The sequence below is a fragment of the Pseudoduganella sp. SL102 genome (assembly GCF_027856995.1).
In the GTDB taxonomy this organism is placed as follows: domain Bacteria; phylum Pseudomonadota; class Gammaproteobacteria; order Burkholderiales; family Burkholderiaceae_D; genus Rugamonas; species Rugamonas albidiflava.
Map to the genome: position 1 here is coordinate 137,060 of NZ_CP115554.1, position 20,843 is coordinate 157,902.

The 20,843-nt window shown below is 66.4% G+C and carries 15 protein-coding genes; 6 read left to right on the forward strand and 9 right to left on the reverse strand.

Annotated elements, in window-relative coordinates; genetic code table 11:
* Positions 1-32: 32 nt before the first annotated feature.
* Both OU994_RS00570 and OU994_RS00575 read right to left on the reverse strand, forming a co-directional pair.
* Positions 33-2,825 (reverse strand): EAL domain-containing protein, encoded by a 2,793-nt coding sequence (locus OU994_RS00570; protein WP_281609202.1) that lies wholly within the window; start codon positions 2,823-2,825, stop codon positions 33-35.
* 283 nt (positions 2,826-3,108) lie between these two features.
* A complete protein-coding gene (locus tag OU994_RS00575; RefSeq protein WP_373922525.1) occupies positions 3,109-5,433 on the reverse strand; it encodes a YgiQ family radical SAM protein in 2,325 nt (774 codons plus the stop codon).
* A 191-nt stretch (positions 5,434-5,624) separates the two neighbouring features.
* Here OU994_RS00575 and OU994_RS00580 point away from each other — a divergent pair, with 191 nt between their 5' ends.
* On the forward strand, positions 5,625-6,137 hold the full coding sequence (locus OU994_RS00580; protein ID WP_229420625.1) for a DUF1269 domain-containing protein: 513 nt from the start codon (positions 5,625-5,627) through the stop codon (positions 6,135-6,137).
* A 209-nt stretch (positions 6,138-6,346) separates the two neighbouring features.
* On the opposite strand, the gene OU994_RS00585 is transcribed toward OU994_RS00580, so the two are convergent.
* Positions 6,347-6,631 (reverse strand): DUF4404 family protein, encoded by a 285-nt coding sequence (locus OU994_RS00585; protein ID WP_130187109.1) that lies wholly within the window; start codon positions 6,629-6,631, stop codon positions 6,347-6,349.
* 252 nt (positions 6,632-6,883) lie between these two features.
* Here OU994_RS00585 and OU994_RS00590 point away from each other — a divergent pair, with 252 nt between their 5' ends.
* Together OU994_RS00590 and OU994_RS00595 are read left to right on the forward strand one after the other, a co-directional pair.
* Positions 6,884-7,477, forward strand: coding sequence for a DUF1444 domain-containing protein (locus OU994_RS00590; RefSeq protein ID WP_281609204.1), 594 nt, complete (start codon positions 6,884-6,886; stop codon positions 7,475-7,477).
* A 92-nt stretch (positions 7,478-7,569) separates the two neighbouring features.
* Positions 7,570-9,258 carry an alkaline phosphatase gene (locus tag OU994_RS00595; RefSeq protein WP_281609205.1) on the forward strand — a complete coding sequence of 563 codons (1,689 nt, stop codon included), beginning with the start codon at positions 7,570-7,572 and terminating at the stop codon, positions 9,256-9,258.
* Positions 9,259-9,461: 203 nt separating this feature from the next.
* Here the strand turns inward: OU994_RS00595 and OU994_RS00600 are convergent, their stop codons facing one another.
* Positions 9,462-11,600, reverse strand: a complete 2,139-nt coding sequence (locus OU994_RS00600; RefSeq protein WP_281609206.1) for a M3 family metallopeptidase — start codon at positions 11,598-11,600, stop codon at positions 9,462-9,464.
* A gap of 17 nt (positions 11,601-11,617) precedes the next feature.
* On the reverse strand, positions 11,618-13,759 hold the full coding sequence (locus OU994_RS00605) for a M3 family metallopeptidase (RefSeq protein WP_281609207.1): 2,142 nt from the start codon (positions 13,757-13,759) through the stop codon (positions 11,618-11,620).
* Between the two features lie 140 nt (positions 13,760-13,899).
* On the opposite strand from OU994_RS00605, the gene OU994_RS00610 reads away from it, so the two are divergent.
* The 3 genes from OU994_RS00610 (at position 13,900) to OU994_RS00620 (ending at position 17,135) form a co-directional block, all read left to right on the forward strand.
* Entirely contained in the window at positions 13,900-15,201 is a 1,302-nt protein-coding gene (locus OU994_RS00610) for a GMC family oxidoreductase N-terminal domain-containing protein (protein WP_281609208.1), read from the forward strand.
* Between the two features lie 102 nt (positions 15,202-15,303).
* On the forward strand, positions 15,304-16,512 hold the full coding sequence (locus OU994_RS00615) for a sensor histidine kinase (protein WP_281609209.1): 1,209 nt from the start codon (positions 15,304-15,306) through the stop codon (positions 16,510-16,512).
* Positions 16,509-17,135, forward strand: coding sequence for a response regulator transcription factor (locus OU994_RS00620; protein ID WP_281609210.1), 627 nt, complete (start codon positions 16,509-16,511; stop codon positions 17,133-17,135). The genes OU994_RS00615 and OU994_RS00620 overlap by 4 nt, the downstream gene beginning before the upstream one ends.
* Positions 17,136-17,166: 31 nt before the next feature.
* Here the strand turns inward: OU994_RS00620 and OU994_RS00625 are convergent, their stop codons facing one another.
* The 4 genes from OU994_RS00625 to OU994_RS00640 form a co-directional block, all read right to left on the reverse strand.
* Positions 17,167-17,718 carry a porin family protein gene (locus OU994_RS00625; protein WP_281609211.1) on the reverse strand — a complete coding sequence of 184 codons (552 nt, stop codon included), beginning with the start codon at positions 17,716-17,718 and terminating at the stop codon, positions 17,167-17,169.
* Positions 17,719-17,859: 141 nt separating this feature from the next.
* Entirely contained in the window at positions 17,860-18,444 is a 585-nt protein-coding gene (locus OU994_RS00630) for a transglutaminase family protein (RefSeq protein WP_281609212.1), read from the reverse strand.
* A gap of 28 nt (positions 18,445-18,472) precedes the next feature.
* The gene (locus OU994_RS00635) at positions 18,473-18,685 is read right to left on the reverse strand and encodes a SlyX family protein (protein ID WP_281609213.1); all 213 of its coding nucleotides are present in this window, start codon (positions 18,683-18,685) and stop codon (positions 18,473-18,475) included.
* Entirely contained in the window at positions 18,682-20,754 is a 2,073-nt protein-coding gene (locus tag OU994_RS00640) for a UvrD-helicase domain-containing protein (RefSeq protein WP_131148646.1), read from the reverse strand. Before OU994_RS00640 ends, OU994_RS00635 begins: the two co-directional genes overlap by 4 nt.
* Between the last annotated feature and the right edge of the window lie 89 nt (positions 20,755-20,843).

The window sequence follows — 20,843 nt, forward strand, 5'->3', positions numbered from 1 at the left end:
GCTCGGCAATTAAAGACGCACCGATAAAATGCTTACTGCGCTGCCAGCATCGCGGCGTGGGACCGCAGCAGCGCATCGAATTCCCCGGCCGGCAGCGGCTTGTCGAACAGGTAGCCCTGGCCATAATCGCAGCCGGCGGCGGCCAGCAGGTCGCGCTGCTGGGCCGTTTCCACGCCTTCGGCGATCACGTGCAGGCCCAGCTTGTGCGCCATGACGATGATGGCTTCCGACAGTGCCAGGTCGCTGGAATCGGGCGCCAGGTTGCGCACGAAGCTGCGGTCGATCTTCAGGTAATCGATGTCGAACTTGTTCAGGTAGGACAGCGACGAGTAGCCGGTGCCGAAATCGTCCAGCGCTACCTGGATGCCGCCGTCGCGCAGCTGCAACAGCTTGTCGGTGACCATCGTGCTGGCATCGAGCAGCAAGCCCTCGGTGATTTCCACCACGATGGCCTGCCCCGGCACGCCGGCCTGCCGCAGGGCGCTCAGCCATACGTCGTAGCTGCCGCCCTCGCGCTGGAATTCGACCGGCGACTGGTTCAGGCTGACCTGGAAGTCCGGGTGCACGTCGCGGCGCCAGCGCTGCACCCAGCGGATCGATTCGTTGAAGACCCACTGCCCGATGTCGACGATCAGGCCGGAGCTTTCCGCCAGCGGGATGAATTCGAGCGGGCTGACCATGCCGCGCTGCGGATGCTGCCAGCGCAGCAGGGCCTCGGCCTTCCGGATGCGGCCCGTGCTGAGGTGCACGATCGGCTGGAAATACAGCCTGAGCTGGTCGCCCTTGAGCGCGCTGCGCAAGTCGTTGGTCAGCCGCATGCGGTTCAGCGCCGCCACCTGCAGCGCCGGCGTGAAATAACTGAAGCGGTTGCGGCCGGCGCCCTTGGCCGCGTACATGGCCTGGTCGGCATGCTTGAGCAGGTCGCCCACGCTGGCCGCGTCGTCCGGATAGAGCGTGATGCCGATGCTGGCGGAAATGAAGGCCTGTTCCTGGCCCAGCTCGAACGGCGCCAGCAGGCTGTCGATGATGTCCTGCGCGATCGCATCGGCCCGGTCGGTCAGCTGCAGCTCGGTCAGGATCACGGTGAACTCGTCGCCGCCCAGGCGCGCCACCGTGTCGGACTGGCGCACGCAGCCGGCAATGCGGCGCGCCGCCTCGACCAGCAGCACATCGCCCTGGTGGTGGCCCAGCGTGTCATTGACTTCCTTGAAGTGGTCCAGGTCGATGAACAGGATGGCGATCCGCGTGCCGTCGCGCCGGCTCTTCACCACGTCATGCTGCAGCCGGTCGAGGAACATGCGGCGGTTCGGCAGTTGCGTCAGCTGGTCGAAGTTGGCCTGCTGCCAGATCAGGGCCTCGGTCTTCTTCTGGTCCGTCACATCTTCGATCATGCACAGCTTCAGGTGCGGGCCGGCCTGCAGCGGCACCACGGAAGCTTCCACCCACACGGTCGTGCCGTCGCTGCGCACCAGCCGCAGCGTGGCGCGGAACTCCTGCACGTCGCCGGCGGCCAGCCGGCCCATCTGCAATGTCCAGCCAGCCACGTCTTCCGGGTACACGAAATCGAGCCAGCTGTGGGAGGCGAAGGCGTCTTCGGAGCGGCCGGCAATTTCGCGGTAGCGGGGATTGACGTCGGAAAAGGCACCGGTCACGCCGTCGATCAGCGCGATGCCGATCGGCGAGGCTTCGAACATGATGCGGAAGCGTTCCTCGCCGGCCCGGATCGCATCGGCCGAGCGGCGCCGTTCGCGCGCCAGCAGGGCGAAGTGGATCGCCGCGCCCAGCAGCAACAGCAGCGCCGCACCGCCGCCGATGCGGTACAGCCACGCCAGGTTGGCGCCCGGCTCGGCGTTGTACAGGAAGCCGTTGAATGTGACGCCTTTCGGCAGCAGCCCCAGGTCGGTATAGACGTCGGCGATGTGCTGCCAGCGCTCCGGATTCATGTAGCCGATTTCCACCAGCACCGGCTGCACCAGCGGCACCATCTGCCGCGCTTCGTAGAGCAGGTGCTGGCGGTCGTGCCGGCGCGAATACTTCGCCAGGATCAGGTCGGCGACTTCCTCCTGGTGGCTCATCGCATATTGCCAGCCGCGCAGCGAGGCGGCGCGGAATGCCCGCACCCGCTCCGGGTTCGCATTGAGTTCCTGCTCGCTGGTGAACAGGTTGTCGCCGTAGAAATCCACCCCCGCGGCGCGCGGGCTGTGGATGTCGTACGGGAAGCCGGCACGGTCGAAATAATCCGTTTCGTTGGTGGTGTGGATCGACATGGCCTCGACCCGGCCGTCGATCAGGTCGGAAGGGTCGTAGCTGTGCTCGACCCGCTGCAAGCCCTCCATCGGCACGCCTTCGCGCTTCAGGTAGGCGGACAGTTCGTCGGCATGGTTCAGCGGCGCCGAGAGTGGCCCCAGCATCACGCGCTTGCCGGCCAGCCGGCGCGGATCCGGCGTTTCGCCCTGCTGCCGCGAGGCCAGTGCGTAAGGCGAATGCTGGAAGATCACGCCCAGCACCACCACGGGCTTGCCGGACAGCCGCGCCAGCAACAGGGAACTGCTGCCGGTGCCGTACTGGGCGCGGCCCGACAGCACTTCGCGCAGCGGCGCTTCGGCATCGGTGCCTTCGACGATCTGCACGTCCAGCCCCGCATCGCGGTAATAGCCTTTTTCCACCGCCGCGTAATAGCCGGCGAACTGGAACTGGTGGGTATGTTTCAGCTGGAGCACTACCCGGTCTTGTGCGTGCGCCGGGAATACGGCGATGCCCAGCACCAGCGTCAGGCTGGCGAAGACACGGCGCACGGGAAGCAGGAGGATGGGTTCGGGAAGCACGAGAGGCGCCGGCACGTTCGAGGGACGGCCCATGGCCGCGGTTCGCCGATTGTAACGCCGATGAGCGCGCGCCCCCGGTCGGGCCGGGCCAGCGGTGCCCAAGTGTGGCTTGGGGGCCGCAATTGCGCCATCCGGCTGGCCGGGCCGACAACAAATGATCGAGAACGTTGTCGGAACAACTGAGCGGAACAGCTGATCGGAACAGCTGATCGGGCAGGTGTCCGTAATGGCCAGCCGGACGGACGCCAATGACCGGGCGTCCGCCCTTCCAACGCACAGGCTGCTAGCGGCGTCCCTTGGTGGTCGACGCCGTTGGCTTCGACGCGGTTTTCGGCTTGACCTTGATGGTATCGAGGATCGACGGGCGCGCCTTGGTTTCCACCGTTTCGCGGGCCGTCATCGAACCGGTCAGCGCATTCGGACGGCCGCCACGCGGCGCGGCGGTGCGGCCGCCGGCCGGCTGGCCCGGCCGCGCGCCACGCTGGGCGCCCGGTGCCAGGGTCGGCATGGCACGCTTGCCTTCCGGCGCCGCTGTCATGTTTTCCTCGCCCGGCGTCCACGCGGGGATCAGGTGCTTTTCGCCGTTGCCGATCAGGTCGCCACGGCCCATCGCCTTCAGCGTCTCGCGCAGGATCGGCCAGTTGGCCGGATCGTAGTAGCGGAGGAATGCCTTGTGCGCCTTGCGCACCTTGGCCGTGCGGGGCGTTTCCACCACTTCCGAGTCGTCCGTGACTTTCTTCAGCGGGTTCCTGCGGCTGTGGTACATGGTGGTCGCCATCGCCATCGGCGTAGGCATGAAGGTCTGCACCTGGTCGAGCCGGAAGTTGTTTTTCTTCAGCCACAGCGCCAGGTTCAGCATGTCCTCGTCCGACGTGCCCGGGTGGGCCGCGATGAAGTAAGGGATCAGGTACTGCTTCTTGCCGGCCTCGAGCGAGAATTTCTCGAACATGGCCTTGAACTCGTCATAGGCGCCGATGCCCGGCTTCATCATCTTCGACAGCACATTGCTTTCGGTGTGCTCCGGCGCGATCTTCAGCAGGCCGCCCACATGGTGGGTGACCAGTTCCTTCACGTATTCGGGCGAGCGCACGGCGAGGTCGTAGCGCAGGCCGGAACCGATCAGGATCTTCTTCACGCCGGGAATCGCGCGCGCCTTGCGGTACAGCTGGATCAGCTTGCTGTGGTCGGTGCCCAGGTTGGAGCAGATCGACGGGTACACGCACGACAGCCGGCGGCACGATTCCTCGATGGTCTTTTCCTTGCAGGCCAGCCGGTACATGTTCGCAGTGGGGCCGCCCAGGTCGGAAATGGTGCCCGTGAAACCCTTGGTCTTGTCGCGGATGTGCTCGATCTCGCGCAGGATCGACGGTTCCGAGCGGCTCTGGATGATGCGGCCTTCGTGTTCCGTGATCGAGCAGAACGTGCAGCCGCCGAAGCAGCCACGCATGATGTTCACCGAGAAGCGGATCATTTCCCAGGCAGGGATGCGCGCATTGCCATACGCCGGGTGCGGCGCGCGCGCGTAGTTCATGTCGTACACGCCATCCATCTCATCCATCGCCAGCGGCAGCGGCGGCGGGTTGATCCAGACGTCGCGGTCGCCGTGCTGCTGCACCAGCGCGCGCGCATTGCCGGGGTTCGACTCCAGGTGGAACACGCGCGAGGCGTGCGCGTACATCACCGGATCGGTGCTGACGGTGTCGTACGACGGCAGCCGCACCACGGTGCGGTTGTGCTTTTCCCGCGCCATCGCCTGGCGTTCCTCGCGGCTCATGATGCGGATCGGCTTGACCGTCGGTTCCGGAGCGGCGTTCTCGGTGGCGCAGGCTTCCTTGTCTTCCTTGGCCATCGCGTACGGATCGGGATGCGCATCGATGCGGCCCGGCACGTCCACGCGGGTCGAATTGTGCACGCCCCACTCTTCCGACGGCAGCCAGCCTTGCGGGACCAGGAAGGCGGTGCCGCGCAGGTCCTTGATGGACTTGATGTCCTCGCCCTTGGCCATGCGGTGCGTGAGGTCCACCAGCGCGCGCTCGGCGTTACCGAAGATCAGCAGGTCGGCCTTCGAATCGATCAGCACCGACTTGCGCACCTTGTCCGACCAGTAATCGTAGTGGGCGATGCGGCGCAGCGATGCCTCGATGCTGCCGATGATCACCGGCGTGCCCGGGAACGCTTCGCGGGCGCGGTGTGAATACACGCTCACCGCGCGGTCCGGACGCTTGTTCGGCTCGCCGTTCGGGGTGTACGCGTCGTCCGAACGGATCTTGCGGTCCGACGTGTAGCGGTTGACCATCGAATCCATGTTGCCGGCCGTGATGCCGAAATACAGGCGCGGCTTGCCCAGCGCGCGGAAGGCGTCGGCCGATTGCCAGTCCGGCTGGCTGATGATGCCCACGCGGAACCCCTGCGCTTCCAGCAGGCGGCCGACCAGCGCCATGCCGAAGCTGGGATGGTCGATATAGGCGTCGCCCGTGACGAGGATGACGTCGCACTCGTCCCAGCCCAGCTTGTCCATTTCGGCGCGGGTCATGGGCAGGAAAGGCGCGACAGGGGCGCGGGCAGACCGCTTGGGCACGGTCGCGAAAAGGTTCAGGGGGGCATTCATAAGGCAGGATTGTACCAAAAAGCGTGCCGCGGCGCGCATCGCCACACTTTTTCTCGGCCAAAAAGCTTTTATTATTCAATAACTTGTGTTGCAGCCAGGGGAAAGCCCGGAAAAGTGTCCGGGGCGCCATTGCAATGTGCCGGCAGCGGCCTATAACGATTAGATAAGCCCGATGCCCTGAGGAGAACACCATGCGCCGCAGACTCTACTACATGCTGCCCGACATCCCCTCCGCACGCGCCATGCTGGACGAGCTCCTGCTGGCGCGCATCGAGGAGCGGCACATCCGCTTCCTGGGCCGCGAAGGCTCCCTCCCGGACGACATGCCCGGCGCCAGTTTCATGCTGAAAACCGACCTGGTCCACGGTGCCCAGCTGGGCATGCTGATCGGCGGCATCGTCGGCTTCATGGCCGGCATCATCCTCGTGCTGATGCCGCCGGAAGGGTTGACCATGCGCACGGCCACGATCCTGCTGATGGCCCTCGGCGGCGCGCTGTTCGGTGCCTGGGCGTCCGGCATGAACGGCTGCGCGATCCCGAACAAGCGGCTGGAACAGTTCACGGAGCGCGTGCAGCAGGGGCAGGTGCTGCTGATCGTGGACGTGCCCGTGCGGCGCGTGCGCGAGATCGAGGCGATGATCGCCGAGCGGCATCCCGACTTCAACTTCGGCGGCGAAGAACCGCCCATGGTGGCGTTTCCCTAGTTGTTCCGCGGGAAATCACGCCAGGGAATCAACACCCGGGTATGGGAATCCAACACCCGGGTATCACGCTTCGAACACCACCGCCCGGTTCGCACTGCCCGGCTCACACCGCCCGCCTCACGTAGCCCGCTTCACAGCGCTCCTCACTGACGCGAGCCGTGTGAACCGGGCTTCTTGCTTCATCTTTCTTCATCTTGCCGTATCTTGCCTCAAATACCCATATTCCCAAGGATACGGCCCAGTTCACGGAGCGTCGGCTCCAGCGCCGGGTGCCTTGCCGCGAACTTCGCCGAGATCTCCTGCGTGCGCTCGGCCAGGCCATACGTGGTGGTGCCTTCATCGCTGACGGCACCGTCCGCCGCGCGCTGCTCCAGCACGCGCTCGATGTCGCCGTCGAGCTGGCGCAGCAGGTCCTGCAATTCCTCGTCCACCGGTGCTCCACTCGCCAGCGCGGCGTGCACTTCGCGCAGCGATGCCTTCAGGTTGTTGTCCATGTTCATCTCCTCGAATGACGGCATTGCAAATCCAGCCCTCGAAGTTATACACGTTTTCGCTCTTCGGTGGCCACCCGTTCGGGCACGGCCATCACCCGGCAAGCCCATGGCTGCCGGCACGCGGCGGCGCGGGCGCGCGCCCGGTTGACTTCGTGTTTTTCGGCCATTAACATCGCCCGGCCTTATTGCATTTTTAACACCCCCGCACACGACGACTCCACGCAGCATCCCCTCACCAAGGAGCAGGCACACATGTTTGGCTTTTTCAAGAAGTCCTCCCCGAAGACGCCCGAGCTGCTGGCCAGCCAGCTGCAGCCTCGCATCAAGCATCACGCCTTCGTCCATGCCCTGCAGGAAGCCGGCATGACGGAAGACCAGGCGCCGCTGATGCAGAGCTTTTGCGGCGAATTGCTGGTGACGTATGCCTTCGACCAGCCGGACCAGTTCGTCATGGCCACGCCGGACTTGCTGGAACAGGTGGGCGTCACGCAGGACGACTTGCCGGATGTCGCCATGAGCAACCTGGTGAAGGCGATGCGGTGGCCGCCCCGGTTTACCGCGAAGGCCGGCGTCCACCAGCTCGACCTGGGCGGCAACCACGAGGCCGTGCTGCTGATCGTCAGCAGTGCCTTCGACCAGATCGAATCGCACCTGAAAGGTCCGGCCATCGCCACCGCGCCGCACCGCGACTGCCTGCTGCTCTGCGACGGCAGCGACAGCGATGCGGTCGCCGAACTGCGCAGGCAGACCGGGGAAGAGTTCGACCGGCGCCAGGACAACCATCGCCTGTCGAAGCAGCTCATGATCCGGCGCGACGGCTTCTGGCGGCTGTTCGAAGAGGGCTGAACGCCTCCGTCGCGGCACGGCGGGCCATGTCATGAGAGGGTAATGTTGTCAAATTAAGATGCGCCGTCTTTCACTTTCGGCAATGGCCATCCATGACCCAATCGAATGCGCGTCGCAAATTCATCCGTAACTTTTCCCTCGGCACCGTTGCCGTTTCCACCATCCCGCTGACCGCCTGTGGCGGCGACGATGCCTCGTACGAGCCGATCACCTACGCCCATGGCGTGGCCAGCGGCGACCCGCTGGCCGATCGCGTGATCCTGTGGACACGCATCTCGGCACCTGCGGGAGCGGACGACCTGGACGTGGGCTGGAGCGTGGCGGAAGACAGCGGCTTCACGAAGGTCGTGGCATCGGGCTCCACCCGCACCGGGGCTTCGCGCGACTTCACCGTGAAGGTGGATGCGACGGGGCTGGCCGCCAACCGCCGCTATTTCTACCGCTTCCGCTGCCAGGGCATCGATTCGCCGGTGGGCCGCACGAAGACGCTGCCGACCGGTTCCGTCGCCCAGGCGCGCTTCGCGGTGTTCAGCTGCTCGAACTACCCGGCCGGCTACTTCAACGTGTATGGCGACGCGGCGACGTTCGACGATATCGACGTGGGCCTGCACCTGGGCGACTACATCTATGAATACGCGGCCGGCGGCTATGCCTCGCAGAACGCCGCCGCGATGGGCCGGGTTTCCCAGCCGGCCACCGAGATCATCACGCTCACCGATTACCGCCGCCGCTACCAGCAATACCGCACCGATCCGGACCTGCAGGCCGTGCATGCGCGCATGCCTTTCATCACCGTGTGGGACGACCATGAGCTGACCAACGACACCTGGCGCGACGGCGCGGAAAACCACGATCCGGCCACCGAAGGCCTGTGGGCCGCGCGCCGCCAGATGGCCATCCAGGCTTATCACGAATGGATGCCGATCCGCCAGCCTGACGCGGCGCGGCCGGAGCGCATCTACCGCTCGTTCGACTTCGGCAACCTGCTGTCGCTGCACATGCTCGACACGCGCGTGATCGGCCGCGACAAGCAGCTGGCCTATGCCGGCTACGTGGGCGCCGACCGCAGCTTCAATGCCGCCGCGTTCACGGCGGACGTGACGAACCCGGCGCGCCAGCTGATGGGCGCCGAGCAGACCACGTGGCTGCAGGGCCAGATGGCGAAGTCGACGGCCACCTGGCAGGTCCTCGGCCAGCAGGTGCTGATGGCGCGCATGATGCTGCCGGCACCGATGGTGCTGGGCACCGTGGGCTACGCCGCCTACTTCGCCATCGCCGCCAAGGTGCAGGCCGGCGTGGCGCTGTCCGAGACCGAGCAGCAGCAGCTGGCCGCCGCGCCGGTGCCGTATAACCTGGACGCATGGGATGGCTACGCGGCCGCGCGCGAGACCGTGCTGAACATGGCACGCACGCTGAACAAGAACCTCGTCGTGCTGGCCGGCGACACGCACAATGCCTGGGCCAGCGACCTGGCCGATGCCAATGGCCAGGCGGTCGGCGTGGAATTCGGCGTGCCATCCGTCACGTCGCCCGGCTTCGAGGGCTACTTCCCCACCGCCGCCCCAACCACGGTCGCCGCCGCCATGGAACAGCTGATCGGCCCGCTGCAATATGCCGAAACGGCATCGCGCGGCTTCGTGGTGCTGACGGTCACCCCGGCCGAAACCCGCGCCGAGTACCGCTACGTGGACACCATCCGTTCGCAGACCTACAAGGCCTCGGTCGGCAAGGTGCTGCGCATGCTGCCGGGGGCGGCGAACCGGAAGCTCGTGGCGGGCTGACGGCCGGTGTTGTAAAACATCAGGGGACTGTCCCTGCCGTGGGGACTGTCCCTGCCGTGGGGACTGTCCCTGCCGTGGGGACTGTCCCCGCTGTTGTAAAAAAACGGGGGACTGTCCCCCTGTTGTAAAGCGACCAGCTCTGCAGTTGCGGGGCGTAAAAAAACCGCGCCGGGTGGCGCGGTTCTGTTTGGTGGTGGGGCGGATCAGTCGGTCAGGCCGCGCCGTTCCAGCAGCGGTTCGACTTTCGCGTCGCGCCCGCGGAATTCGCGGAACATCTGCATCGCATCCATCGTGCCGCCCTTCGACAGCAGCTTCTGGCGGAACCAGTCGCCGTTCTTGCGCGACAGGCCGCCGTTTTCCTTGAACCACAACACGCTTTCGGCATCGAGCTTTTCGGCCCACAGGTAGCCGTAGTAGCCGGACGAGTAGCCGCCCGAGAAGACGTGCGAGAAGTACGTGCTGCGGTAGCGCGGCGGCACGGGGGCGAAGTCGACGCCGGCATCCTTCAGTGCCTGCGCTTCGAACGCCAGCACGTCAGTTGGTATCTGGCTGGCGGACAGCTGGTGCCATTTCTGGTCGAGGATGGCCGCGGCCAGGTACTCGGTGGTGCGGTGGCCTTCGTTGAACTTCTGCGCGGCCAGTACCTTGTCCAGCAGCTCTTTCGGCATCGGCGCGCCGGTCTGGTAGTGCTTCGCGTAGTTGTTCAGGATGTCCGGCCAGGTGGCCCACATCTCGTTGACCTGCGACGGGAATTCCACGAAGTCGCGCGGCACGCGGGTGCCGGAGAAGCGCGGATACTTCACGTTCGAGAACATGCCGTGCAGCGCATGGCCGAATTCATGGAACGCAGTGCGCACCTCGTCGTACGTCAGCAGCGTGGGCTCGCCGTTCGCCGGCTTCGGAATGTTCAGGTGGTTGGCCACCACCGGCTGCGTGCCGAGCAGCTTGTTCTGGCCGACGTAGGCATTCATCCACGCACCGCCGCGCTTGTTGCCGCGCGCATAAAAATCGCCGATGAAGATGGCCAGCTGCTTGCCATCGGCATCGAACACGTCCCAGACCCGCACGTCGGCCTGGTACACCGGCAAGTCCTTGCGCTCCTTGAACGTCAGCCCGAAGACCTTGTTCGCGGCGAAGAACACGCCGTTCTCGAAGACGCTGTTCAACTCGAAGTACGGCTTCAGTTCGTTCCCGTCGAAGGCGTAGCGCTCCTTGCTCACCTTGTCCGCGTAGAACTGCCAGTCGTGCGCGGCCAGCTGGAAGCCACCTTGGCCGTTACTCTTCTGTTCCGCATCGATGACCTTCTGGATATCGGCTGCTTCGCGGCGCGCGTTGCGCACCGCCGGCTGGGCGAATTCGGCCAGCAGCTGGTTCACGGCGCCGGTGTTCTTGGCCGTCTGGTCTTCCAGCTGGTAGGCGGCATGGCTGGCATAGCCCAGCAGCGCGGCGCGCTCGGCGCGCAGTTTCGCCAGTTGCAGCACCAGTTCGCGGTTGTCGAAATCACCGCCGCGGCTGCCGCGCGCCATCGAGGCCGCCAGCAGGCGTTCGCGGGTGGTGCGGTTCTTCAGCACCGACAGCGGCGCCTGGCCTGTGGTGTTGACGACCGGGATCGCGAACTTGCCATCCAGGCCGCGCGCCTTCGCATCGGCCGCGGCCTTGGCGATGGCCGCGCCGGACATGCCGTCCAGCTCTTCCTTCGTGTCGACCACCAGCGCCGACGCATTCATTTCCTTCAGCACGTTCTGCGCGAACGCCGTCTGCAGTTCGGCCAGCTTCGCGTTGTAGGCCTTGAGTTTCTCCTTGTCCGCCGCCGACAGCTTGGCACCGGCGCGCACGTAGTCGGTGTGATAGCGCTCGAGCAGGTACTTCGATTCCGCGTCCAGCTTCAGCTTGTCGCGCTTGTCGTACAGGGCCTTGATGCGGGCGTACATCTTCGGATTCAGCAGCATCGCATCGCTGTGCGCCGACAGTTTCGGCGCCAGGGAGCGGTCGAGCGCCTGCAGCGTGTCGTTGGTATTGGCGCCGTTCAGGCTGAAGAACACGGTCGATACGCGGCTCAGCAGGCGTCCCGAGCGCTCCATCGCCACGATGGTGTTCTCGAAGGTGGGCGCGGCCTTGTTGTTGGCGATCTTTTCGATCTCGGCAGCCTGCGCCTTCATGCCTTCGTCGAAGGCCGGCGCATAGTCGGCATCGCCGATCTTGTCGAAGGCCGGGTATTGCAGCGGCAGCGTGCTGGGCGCGGCGAAAGGATTGGCGGCCGGCAGCGCGGCCTGGGCCAGGCCGGCGAAGGCCAGGCCGACGGCCAGCGAGGTGGCCGAAACGATCAATGTGGGATAGTTCAAGATAGTCCTTACCTGGCTTATTTGGCTGGCTTGGTATTCAGGCCGCGGCGTTCCAGCAGCGGTTCGATGGCGGCATCGCGGCCGCGGAAGTTGCGGAACAGTTCCATCGCATCGGCGGTGCCACCGCGCGACAGCAGCGTCTTGCGGAACCAGTCGCCGTTCTTGCGCAGCAGGCCGCCGTTTTCCTTGAACCACAACACGCTTTCCGCATCGAGCTTCTCGGCCCACAGGTAGGCGTAGTAGCCGGCCGAATAGCCGCCGGAGAAGCTGTGCGAGAAATACGTGGTGCGGTAGCGCGGCGGGACCAGCGCGTAATCGACGCCCGCTTCCTTCAGCGCGGCCGCTTCGAAGGCCAGCACGTCGTCCGGCACCTGGTCGGGCTGCAGCTGGTGCCATTTCTGGTCCAGCAGCGAGGCGGCCAGGTATTCGGTGGTGGCATGGCCCTTGTTGAACTTGCGCGACGCGGTGATCTTGTCCAGCAGTTCCTTCGGCATCGGCGCGCCGGTCTGGTGGTGCTTCGCGTAGTTGGCCAGCACTTCCGGCCACACGGCCCACATCTCGTTGACCTGCGACGGGTACTCGACGAAGTCGCGCGGCACGCTGGTGCCGGAGAAGCGCGGGTACTTCACGTTCGAGAACATGCCGTGCAGCGCATGGCCGAATTCGTGGAACATGGTCGTCACTTCATCGAACGTGAGCAGCGTGGGCTCGCCGGCCGGCGGTTTCGGGATGCTCTGGTGATTGCCCACCACCGGCTTCTCGCCCAGCAGCGCGGACTGCGCCACGTACTCGTTCATCCAGGCGCCGCCCTGCTTGTTCGGCCGCGCATACAGGTCGGCCAGGAAGATCGCCAGCGGCTTGCCGTCGGCGTCGATCACGTCGAACACGCGCACGTCCGGGTCGTACACGGGCAGGTCCTTGCGCTCCTTGAAGGTGATGCCGTACAGCTTGGTGGCGGCGAAGAACACGCCGTTCACCAGCACGTTGTTCAGCTCGAAGTAAGGCTTGAGCTGCTTTTCATCGAAGGCAAAGCGCTGGGCGCGCACCTTGTCGGTGTAGAAGTCCCAGTCGGCGGCGGCGATCGGGCTGCCGGCGATGGCGGCAAGGTCGGCACCTTCGCGGCGCGCGTTGTCGACCGCCGGTTTCGCCAATTCGCCCAGCAGCTTGTTGACGTTGGCCGTGTTCTTCGCCGTCTGGTTCGCCAGCGAATACGCGGCGAAGTTCTCGTAGCCCAGCAGGCGGGCCTGTTCGGCGCGCAGGCGCGCCAGTTTCTTGACGACTTCGCGGTTGTCGAAGTCGCCGCCGCGGCTGCCGCGGGCCAGCGATGCCGCCATCAGCCGCGCGCGCACCTGGGCATTGGTCAGCTCGGCGAGCTGTGCCTGGCCGGTGGTGTTCTGCAGCGCCAGCAGGTACTTGCCCTTGTGGCCCTTCTCTTCGGCGGCCTTGGCGGCCGCGTTGATCGCCGCTTCCGGCATGCCGGCCAGTTCCTCGCGCGTGTCGACCACCAGCGCCGAAGCGTTGATTTCCTTGAGCACGTTCTGCGTGAACGTGGTCTGCAGCGTGGCGATCTCGCCGTTCAGGCGTTTCAGCTTTTCCTTGTCCTGCGCCGACAGTTTTGCACCGGCCAGCACGAAGTCTTCGTGATAGCGCTCGATCAGGTAGCGCGATTCGGCGTCCAGCCCCAGCTTGTCGCGCTTCGCATACAGCGTGTCGACCCGCTTGAACAGTTGCGGGTTCAGGTGGATCGCATCGCTGTGCGCGGCCAGCTTCGGCGACATCTCGCGGTCGACCGCATCGAGCTTGTCGTTCGTGTTCGCGCCGACCAGGTTCGAGAAGATGCTCTGCACGCGCTGCAGCGTGCGCCCGCCCCGCTCCATCGCCACGATCGTGTTCTCGAAGGTGGGCGCCGCCTTGCTGTTGGCGATCCGGTCGATTTCCTTCAGTTCCTCGGCCATGCCGGCTTCGAACGCGGGCAGGAAGTGCTCGTCGCGGATCTGGTCGAAGCGCGGATAGTGCAGCGGCAGGGAACTGGGTTGCAGCAGCGGATTCATCGTGGGCACCTGGGCGGAAGCGGCGGTGGCGGCGGGCGCGGCGTGCACTGCCGGGATGATGGCCAGTGCGAGGCTGGCCGCGAGAACGAGCATACGTGGTGGGGTCATATCGTCTTTCGATGAACCGTTGCCGCCGGCGAGATCGTCGCCGGCGCCATGTCGGGAAACGCCTGCCCGGTGGCAAGCATGAAGGCAAGATAATAATGCAAACTCCGGGGTTCCTTCCATCAGCGTGTAGCATGGCGATCATGGACTCCTTTCCTTCCTCCTGCGATGCGATCGTCGTCGGCAGCGGCCCCGGCGGTGCCAGCGTGGCGCGTACGCTGGCCGCGGCAGGCGCGCGCGTGCTGGTCCTCGAACGGGGCGGCGCCGCGCCCGTGGCGGGCACGCTCGCGCAGATGGCGGCCATGGCGGCGATTCCCGGCAAGGGCGCGTTCTTCCACCGCGATGCCTCGCTGCTGGTGCGCGGCGTCACGGCCGGCGGCAGTTCCACCATCAACTTCGCCACCGCGGCATCGCCGCCGGCATCACTGGCACGCCTGGGGATCGACCTGGCCGACGATGAACGCGCGCTGCGCGCCGAACTGCCGCTGGGTCCCCTGCCCGACGCGCTGATCGGGCCGATGGCGCAGCGCATCATGGCGGCCGCGCGCGACGCCGGCCTGGGCTGGCACAAGCTGGACAAGATGATCCGCCCGGCCATCTGCCGTACCGGCTGCTGGCGCTGCGTGTACGGCTGCCCGTTCGGCGCCAAGTGGACGGCGCGCGATTTCCTCGACGAAGCCTGCCGCCACGGCGCGCGGCTGGTGGCCGATGCGCTGGTGGAAAAGGTCATCGTGGAACAGGGCCGCGCGGCCGGCGTGACGGTGGCTGTCGGGGGTGCCGTGCACACGGTGCGCGCGCCTGTCGTGGTGCTGGCCGCCGGCGGCATCGGCAGCCCGCGCCTGCTGCACCAGTCGGGCCTGGCGCCGGCAACCGTGCCGTTCTTCAGCGACCCGGTGGTGGCGGTGATGGGCAGCGTGGACGATCTCGACGGCGGCGCCGAAGTCCCGATGGCGGCTGGCCTGGCACTGCCGGACGAGGGCTTATCGTTCGCCGACCTGGCCTTGCCGCAGCCGATGTACAGCGCCTTCGCCGCGCAGGTGGGCCGCTTCGACCGGCTGGGCGCGCACCGCCGCACCTTGTCGATCATGGTGAAGATCGCCGACAAAGCCGGTGGCGCCGTGGGACCGCGCTGGGTGGACAAGACGCTGACGACGGCGGACAAGGCGAAGCTGCGCCGCGGCGTGGACATCGCCCGTGGCATCCTGCGGCAGGCCGGCGCGAAGCACGTCTTCGACAGCCATCACTTCGCCGCGCACCCGGGCGGCACCGCGCCGGTCGGCACCGTGGTCGACACCGGCCTGCAAACCCGCACGCCGGGCCTGTATGTGTGCGACGCCGCCGTGCTGCCGGCACCCTGGGGCCTGCCGCCCACGCTCACCCTCCTGTGCCTGGGCCGGCGGCTGGGCCGGCGGCTGGCCGCTGCCACGGAGCGGCCAGCCGCCTGAGGCATCGGTGCATCCGGGGCCTCATATTTTTGCTTCGGCAAGCACGCACCCGCACTACAATGCGCTTTTCCAATTGCCATTGCGACAATGCGCACATTCGCCATGAAACTGAAAGCCCTCCAGCTGCCGCCGTGGGCGCTCGCGGTCGCCGGGCCGCTGATGTTCGGCTCGCTGGACGTGGCGGCCGTGCTGACCGAAACGCCCGAACGGCTCACGATGCACACCTTTACCGGCTGGTTCGCGGTCGGGCTGCTGAAGCTGCTCGGGATGCCGGTGGCCATGCATGCCCTGGCGCTGTACGTGGCCACCAAGTGTGCGGTGGTCGGCCTGTGCGCCGCCCTGGCATACGGCGCCTGTACCACGCCCCTGCCGCACCGGCGCCGCCTGTTCCTGGGCGCCCAGCTGGCCTGCGCACTGGCGATGGACTCGCTGGTCTTCAACATGCTCGTGGCGGCCCAGCTGGCGATGCTGCTGCCGGCACGCACCGGCTTGCGCTGGCTTGCCGCGCAATACCTGCTCGGCGTTGCCGCCGATACCACGCTGCTCCTGTCGGCCACCTTGCCGCCGGGGCGCGTGGTGCCCATGCTGGCCTACCTGTCGGCGGAACGGCTGCTGATCGGCGCGGCGTTCTTCGTGGGCAGCCTGGTGCTGCGCGAGCGCCGTTCGCGCCTCGCGCTGGCCGCCGCCCATGCCCAGGTGCTGGCCACGCAGACGCTGCTGGGCGAGACGGTGCGCGGCGCCGAGCGCCTGCGCATCGCGCGCGACCTGCACGATACCCTGGGCCATCACCTGACGGCGCTGAACCTGCATCTCGACCTGGCGGTGCGCCAGGCCGGCAGTACCGCGCCGGCCTCGCTGGGCACCGCACATGCGCTCGGCAAGGACCTGCTGGTCGAAGTGCGCGGCGTGGTCACCCATGCGCGCCAGGACCGTCCGATCGATCTCGCCGAGGCGCTGCGCGTGATGTGCGCCGGGCTGCCGGCGCTGCAGACTGAATTGCACATCGATGCGCGGGCGGCCCGCCATCCGCCGCACGTGGCCCACGCGCTGTTCTGCTGCATCCAGGAAGCGGTGACGAACACGCTGCGCCATGCGCAGGCCACGGCGCTGACGATCCAGCTCGACACCAGCGCGGGCACCACGGTCGCGCGCGTCACCGACAATGGCCTGGGCACGCCGGCGATCGCCGAAGGCAATGGCTTGCGCGGCATGCGCGAGCGGCTGACGGACATGGGGGGCGAGTTGCGCATCGCCGGCGGCATGCCGCGCGGACTGGCCCTCGAGATGCGCCTGCCGGGGGTGCCGGCATGATCCGCGTGGCGCTGGTGGACGACCAGACGCTGGTGCGCAGCGGCATCCGCGGCTTGCTGGACCTGACCGACGATATCCGCGTGGTGGCCGAAGCAGCCGACGGTATCGACGCCGGCCGCATGCTGGCGCAGACGGCGGTAGACCTGCTGCTGCTCGACGTGCGCATGCCCGGCCGCGGCGGCGTGGAACTGCTGCGCGAGGCCGAAAAGCTGCCGCCGACGATCATGCTGACCACCTTCGACGACGACGATGCGCTGTTCGATGCGATGCGCGCCGGCGCGCGCGGCTTCCTGCTCAAGGATATTTCACTGGAACGGCTGGCCGACGGCATCCGTGCCGTGGTGGCGGGCGAGACCCTGTTCCGTCCCGCGCTGACGGAACGCACGCGTGCCTCGTTCCGCCGCAACGGCGAGCCCGCCGAGGCCAGCCTGGCCACCCTGACCGGCCGCGAAACGGAAGTGCTGGCATTGATGGCCGGCGGCCTCTCCAATGCCGAAATCGCCGCCAGCCTGGGCTGCGGCGAAGGCACCGTGAAGAATCACGTCTCGAGCATCCTCGCCAAGCTGGGCGTGCGTGACCGCGTGCGCGCGGTGTTGCGGGGCATCGAGCTGGAAATCATCTGACGGAAATCCCGCGCCCGGGAAGATGCGTGGCTCAGAAATCGAAGCGCAAGCCCAGTTGCGCCACGTTGTGCCGCATGTACGCTTTCGATGCCCTGACCTTGCCGTAGGCGGCAAACTCGGCCACCGCGGCGACGCGCGGCGTAAAGCGGTATTCGATGCCGACCGCCCCCATCGGCCGGAAGCTGTGGTCCTTTTCCTCGCGGCCATCGGGAGTCTCGATCACCAGGTAATTGCGGGCGATCCCGCCCTTCAGGTACCAGGCCAGCCGGTCGTTGATGCCGAAGGTGGCCTTGCCGGCGACGTAGAGCGCGCCGGAGCGTGCGGACGTTTCGCCGCCGGCGGTGGCGAAGTCGGCATCCGACAGCCGCGCATAGCCGGCTTCCAGCGCCAGCATGTCGGTGAACCTGTAGCCGCCGTACACGGTGACCGGCAGGTCGCGGTTGTCGGGTTTCAGCACGGTGCCCGAATCTTCGCGCCATTGCTGGTTGCCGCGCTTGCCGAGCGACACGCCGGCATACGATTGGGCGAAGGCGGAAGATGCGCCGAAGGTCAGCACCAGCGCAACGAGGATCGAACGTTTCATGGTTTCCTTTCACTTGCGTGCCGCCGGACCATCCGGCTGCATCGCTGCGCAAGTGTAGGAAAAGGGACTGCATGCCGCATGTGCCGGTCGGCATGGTGCGGGACCATGACTTTCGGCACTGGCACGCCGCTCATGTGCCGCTCATGGGCGGGGCAGCAGATCGATATCGGGCAGGTGCGCCGCCACGTCTTCTACCGTGGCATGGCCGGTCAGCGCGGCCACGACCACGCCCAGCGGCTCGGCCCAGATCTCGGGCAGGTCGCGCTCCTCGCGCGCCAGCACGGGAAACGCCAGCCGCTCGACCGGCGGGGTGAAACGGGCGTCGACGCCTTCCTTGTTGCCGCGCGCATCGATGCGGTACCAGCCGTGTTCCGGCAGCCAGACAGCATTCAAACCGTGCAGGCAGAACGGCGGCCCTTCGGTGCCGACCGCGAGGCGCTGGTAGCACAGGCCGGCCGGGATGCCGTTCGCGCGCAGCAGCGCGGCCAGCAGGTGGCTCTTGGCGTAGCAATAGCCGGTGCCGTGCGCCAGTACATCCGAGGCGCGGCAGGTCACCGGGTTTTGCCTGTAGTCCCAACTGTGGCGGATCTCGTCGCGCACGAACTCGAAGCAGCGGCGCACCGTGTCGCCGATGCCGGTACTCCCGTGCGCCAGCGCGTCGGCCCGTGCCTTGACGCGCGGGTGGTCGAAGTCGATCCATTCCGATGCGGCGAGATAGGTTTCCATCGGCGGGCGCTCCATCACACGCCTTCCATCAATAATGCGGCGGCCGCTCGTTGACGGGCGCCTGGGTGGTGTCGCGCGTGCGCATGTGCTCGATCAGCCGGGCCACCATGGCTTCCAGCTGGTCGATCTGCTTTTGCTGCTCGTAGACGCGCGCGTTCAGCGATTCGACCAGGTCTTCCTGGTGCGCCAGCTTGATCTCGATGTCGACGAAGCGTGCCTCTTGTTCTTCTTGCGGGTTCACGTGATTTCCTTTGGTTTCGAAGTGGCCAGCAATTCCTTCATGCGGGCCAGGCGTTCGCGCGGCGAGATCACCTCGGTTTCCTTCGGCGGCGCATCGCCCACGTCCAGCTGCATCTCGGCGATGAAGCGGGAAACGTCGCAGTGTACCTGCTCGCCGGCGCGTTTCCGCTTCTTGCACCAGGTCAGCTGCAGCGTGCGCTGCGCACGCGTGATGCCCACGTACATCAGCCGCCGTTCTTCCTCGATGCGCTGGGCCAGCGTTTCGACCGGCGCATCCGGATCGCCCTTGTGCGGCAGGATGCCTTCTTCCACGCCGACCAGGAACACGTGCGGATACTCCAGGCCTTTCGACGCGTGCAGGGTGGACATGCGGATCGCATCCGGGTCTTCGTCCTTCCCCTCGAGCATCGACATCAGCGCCACCATCTGCGTCAGCTCCAGCACGTTCTTTTCCTCGCCGTCGCGATCCTTGCCGCCGCGGCCCCGCTCCTTCAGCCAGCCGATGAAGTCCAGCACGTTCTGCCACTTGCCCTGCGCGGCGCGCTCTTCCAGCGTGTCGTACAGGTAGTGCTCGTAGTGGATCGCCTCCATCATGTCGTCCAGCACCTGCGCGGCGTTGTCGCCGCTGCCGGCCTGGCCCGGGCGGCTGGCGCGCGATTCCAGGTCGTTGATGAAATTGCAGAAGTCGCGCAGCGGCTGCAGCTGGCGGTCGGTCAGCTTCGCTTCGATGCCGCCCTTGAACACGGCTTCGAACAGCGAGCATTGCCACTGGCCGGAAAAGGCGCCCAGTACTTCCAGCGTGGACTGGCCGATGCCGCGGCGCGGCGTCGTCACGGCGCGGATGAAGGCGGGATCGTCGTCCTGGTTGGCCAGCAGGCGCAGGTAGGCGATGATGTCCTTGATCTCGGCCTTGTCGAAGAAGCTCTGGCCGCCGGAGATCGTGTACGGGATGCGCTGGTTGCGCAGCGCCTGCTCGATGATGCGGGCCTGGTGGTTGCCGCGGTACAGGATCGCGTAGTCGGACCACTTGTTGCGGCGCTCGAAGTGGTCGGCCGAGATCATGATCGCCACCTGGTCGGCTTCCTGTTCGTCGTTGGCCATCGCGTGCACCTTGATCGGCTCGCCCAGGCCATGCTCGGACCACAGCGCCTTCTCGAACAGCTTCGGATTGTTCGAGATGACGGCATTGGCCGCCTGCAGGATGCGCGTGGTGGAGCGGTAGTTCTGTTCCAGCTTGATCAGCCGCAGGTCGGGGAAATCGACCTGCAGGTTGGCCAGGTTTTCCACCGAGGCGCCGCGCCAGGCGTAGATCGCCTGGTCGTCGTCGCCCACCGCGGTGAACATGGGCTTCTTGCCGATCCCCGTCACCATGAGCTTCAGCAGCTCGTACTGGCAGGTGTTGGTGTCCTGGTATTCGTCGACCAGCAGGTAGCGCAGGCGGCGCTGCCACTTGTCGCGCACCGGGTCGTTGTCGCGGAACAGTTCCACCGGCAGGCGGATCAGGTCGTCGAAGTCGACCGCCTGGTAGGCCGACAGCGTGCTCACGTAGCTGGCGTAGATGCGCGCCGACTGCGCCTCGTCCTCGTCCTTGGCGTTGCGGATCGCCAGTTCCGGCGTGACCAGGCCGTTCTTCCACAGCGAGATGTCGTTCTGGATGCGGCGGATCAGCTGCTTGTCCGTGGTGATGGCCAGGTCCTGCACCAGCGAATAGCAATCGTCGCTGTCCATGATGGAAAAGCGGTCCTTCAGGCCCAGGTGGTTGGCTTCCTGCCGCAGGATCTTCACGCCCAGCGAATGGAAGGTCGACACCGTCAGCTGCTTGGCCTGCTTCGGCTGCTTCAGCAGCTTGGCCACGCGCTCCTGCATTTCCAGCGCGGCCTTGTTGGTGAACGTGAGCGCTGCGATGGTGCGGGGATCGTAGCCCCGCTCCTCGATCATGTAGGTGATCTTTTGCGTGATCACGCGCGTCTTGCCCGAGCCGGCGCCGGCCAGCACGAGGGCCGGTCCGTCGAGGTACAGCACGGCTTCGCTTTGCGGCCCGTTCAGGCCGAATCTGGGTGCATTGGACATGTTGAAAGAAGATCTAAGGCGAGGTTGAAAACGCGGATAAGGCAGGCACAGCCGGACACGCAGCCGGCCATTCTACCGCCTCGGCATTG

Excerpts from the sequence above, each read along its gene's own strand:
- OU994_RS00575 (WP_373922525.1), bottom strand. The coding sequence starts at position 5,433 with ATGAATGCCCCCCTGAACCTTTTCGCGACCGTGCCCAAGCGGTCTGCC.
- OU994_RS00580 (WP_229420625.1), top strand. The coding sequence starts at position 5,625 with ATGCGCCGCAGACTCTACTACATGCTGCCCGACATCCCCTCCGCACGC.
- OU994_RS00585 (WP_130187109.1), bottom strand. The coding sequence starts at position 6,631 with ATGGACAACAACCTGAAGGCATCGCTGCGCGAAGTGCACGCCGCGCTG.
- OU994_RS00590 (WP_281609204.1), top strand. The coding sequence starts at position 6,884 with ATGTTTGGCTTTTTCAAGAAGTCCTCCCCGAAGACGCCCGAGCTGCTG.
- OU994_RS00595 (WP_281609205.1), top strand. The coding sequence starts at position 7,570 with ATGACCCAATCGAATGCGCGTCGCAAATTCATCCGTAACTTTTCCCTC.
- OU994_RS00605 (WP_281609207.1), bottom strand. The coding sequence starts at position 13,759 with ATGACCCCACCACGTATGCTCGTTCTCGCGGCCAGCCTCGCACTGGCC.
- OU994_RS00610 (WP_281609208.1), top strand. The coding sequence starts at position 13,900 with ATGGACTCCTTTCCTTCCTCCTGCGATGCGATCGTCGTCGGCAGCGGC.
- OU994_RS00615 (WP_281609209.1), top strand. The coding sequence starts at position 15,304 with ATGAAACTGAAAGCCCTCCAGCTGCCGCCGTGGGCGCTCGCGGTCGCC.
- OU994_RS00620 (WP_281609210.1), top strand. The coding sequence starts at position 16,509 with ATGATCCGCGTGGCGCTGGTGGACGACCAGACGCTGGTGCGCAGCGGC.
- OU994_RS00625 (WP_281609211.1), bottom strand. The coding sequence starts at position 17,718 with ATGAAACGTTCGATCCTCGTTGCGCTGGTGCTGACCTTCGGCGCATCT.
- OU994_RS00630 (WP_281609212.1), bottom strand. The coding sequence starts at position 18,444 with ATGGAAACCTATCTCGCCGCATCGGAATGGATCGACTTCGACCACCCG.
- OU994_RS00640 (WP_131148646.1), bottom strand. The coding sequence starts at position 20,754 with ATGTCCAATGCACCCAGATTCGGCCTGAACGGGCCGCAAAGCGAAGCC.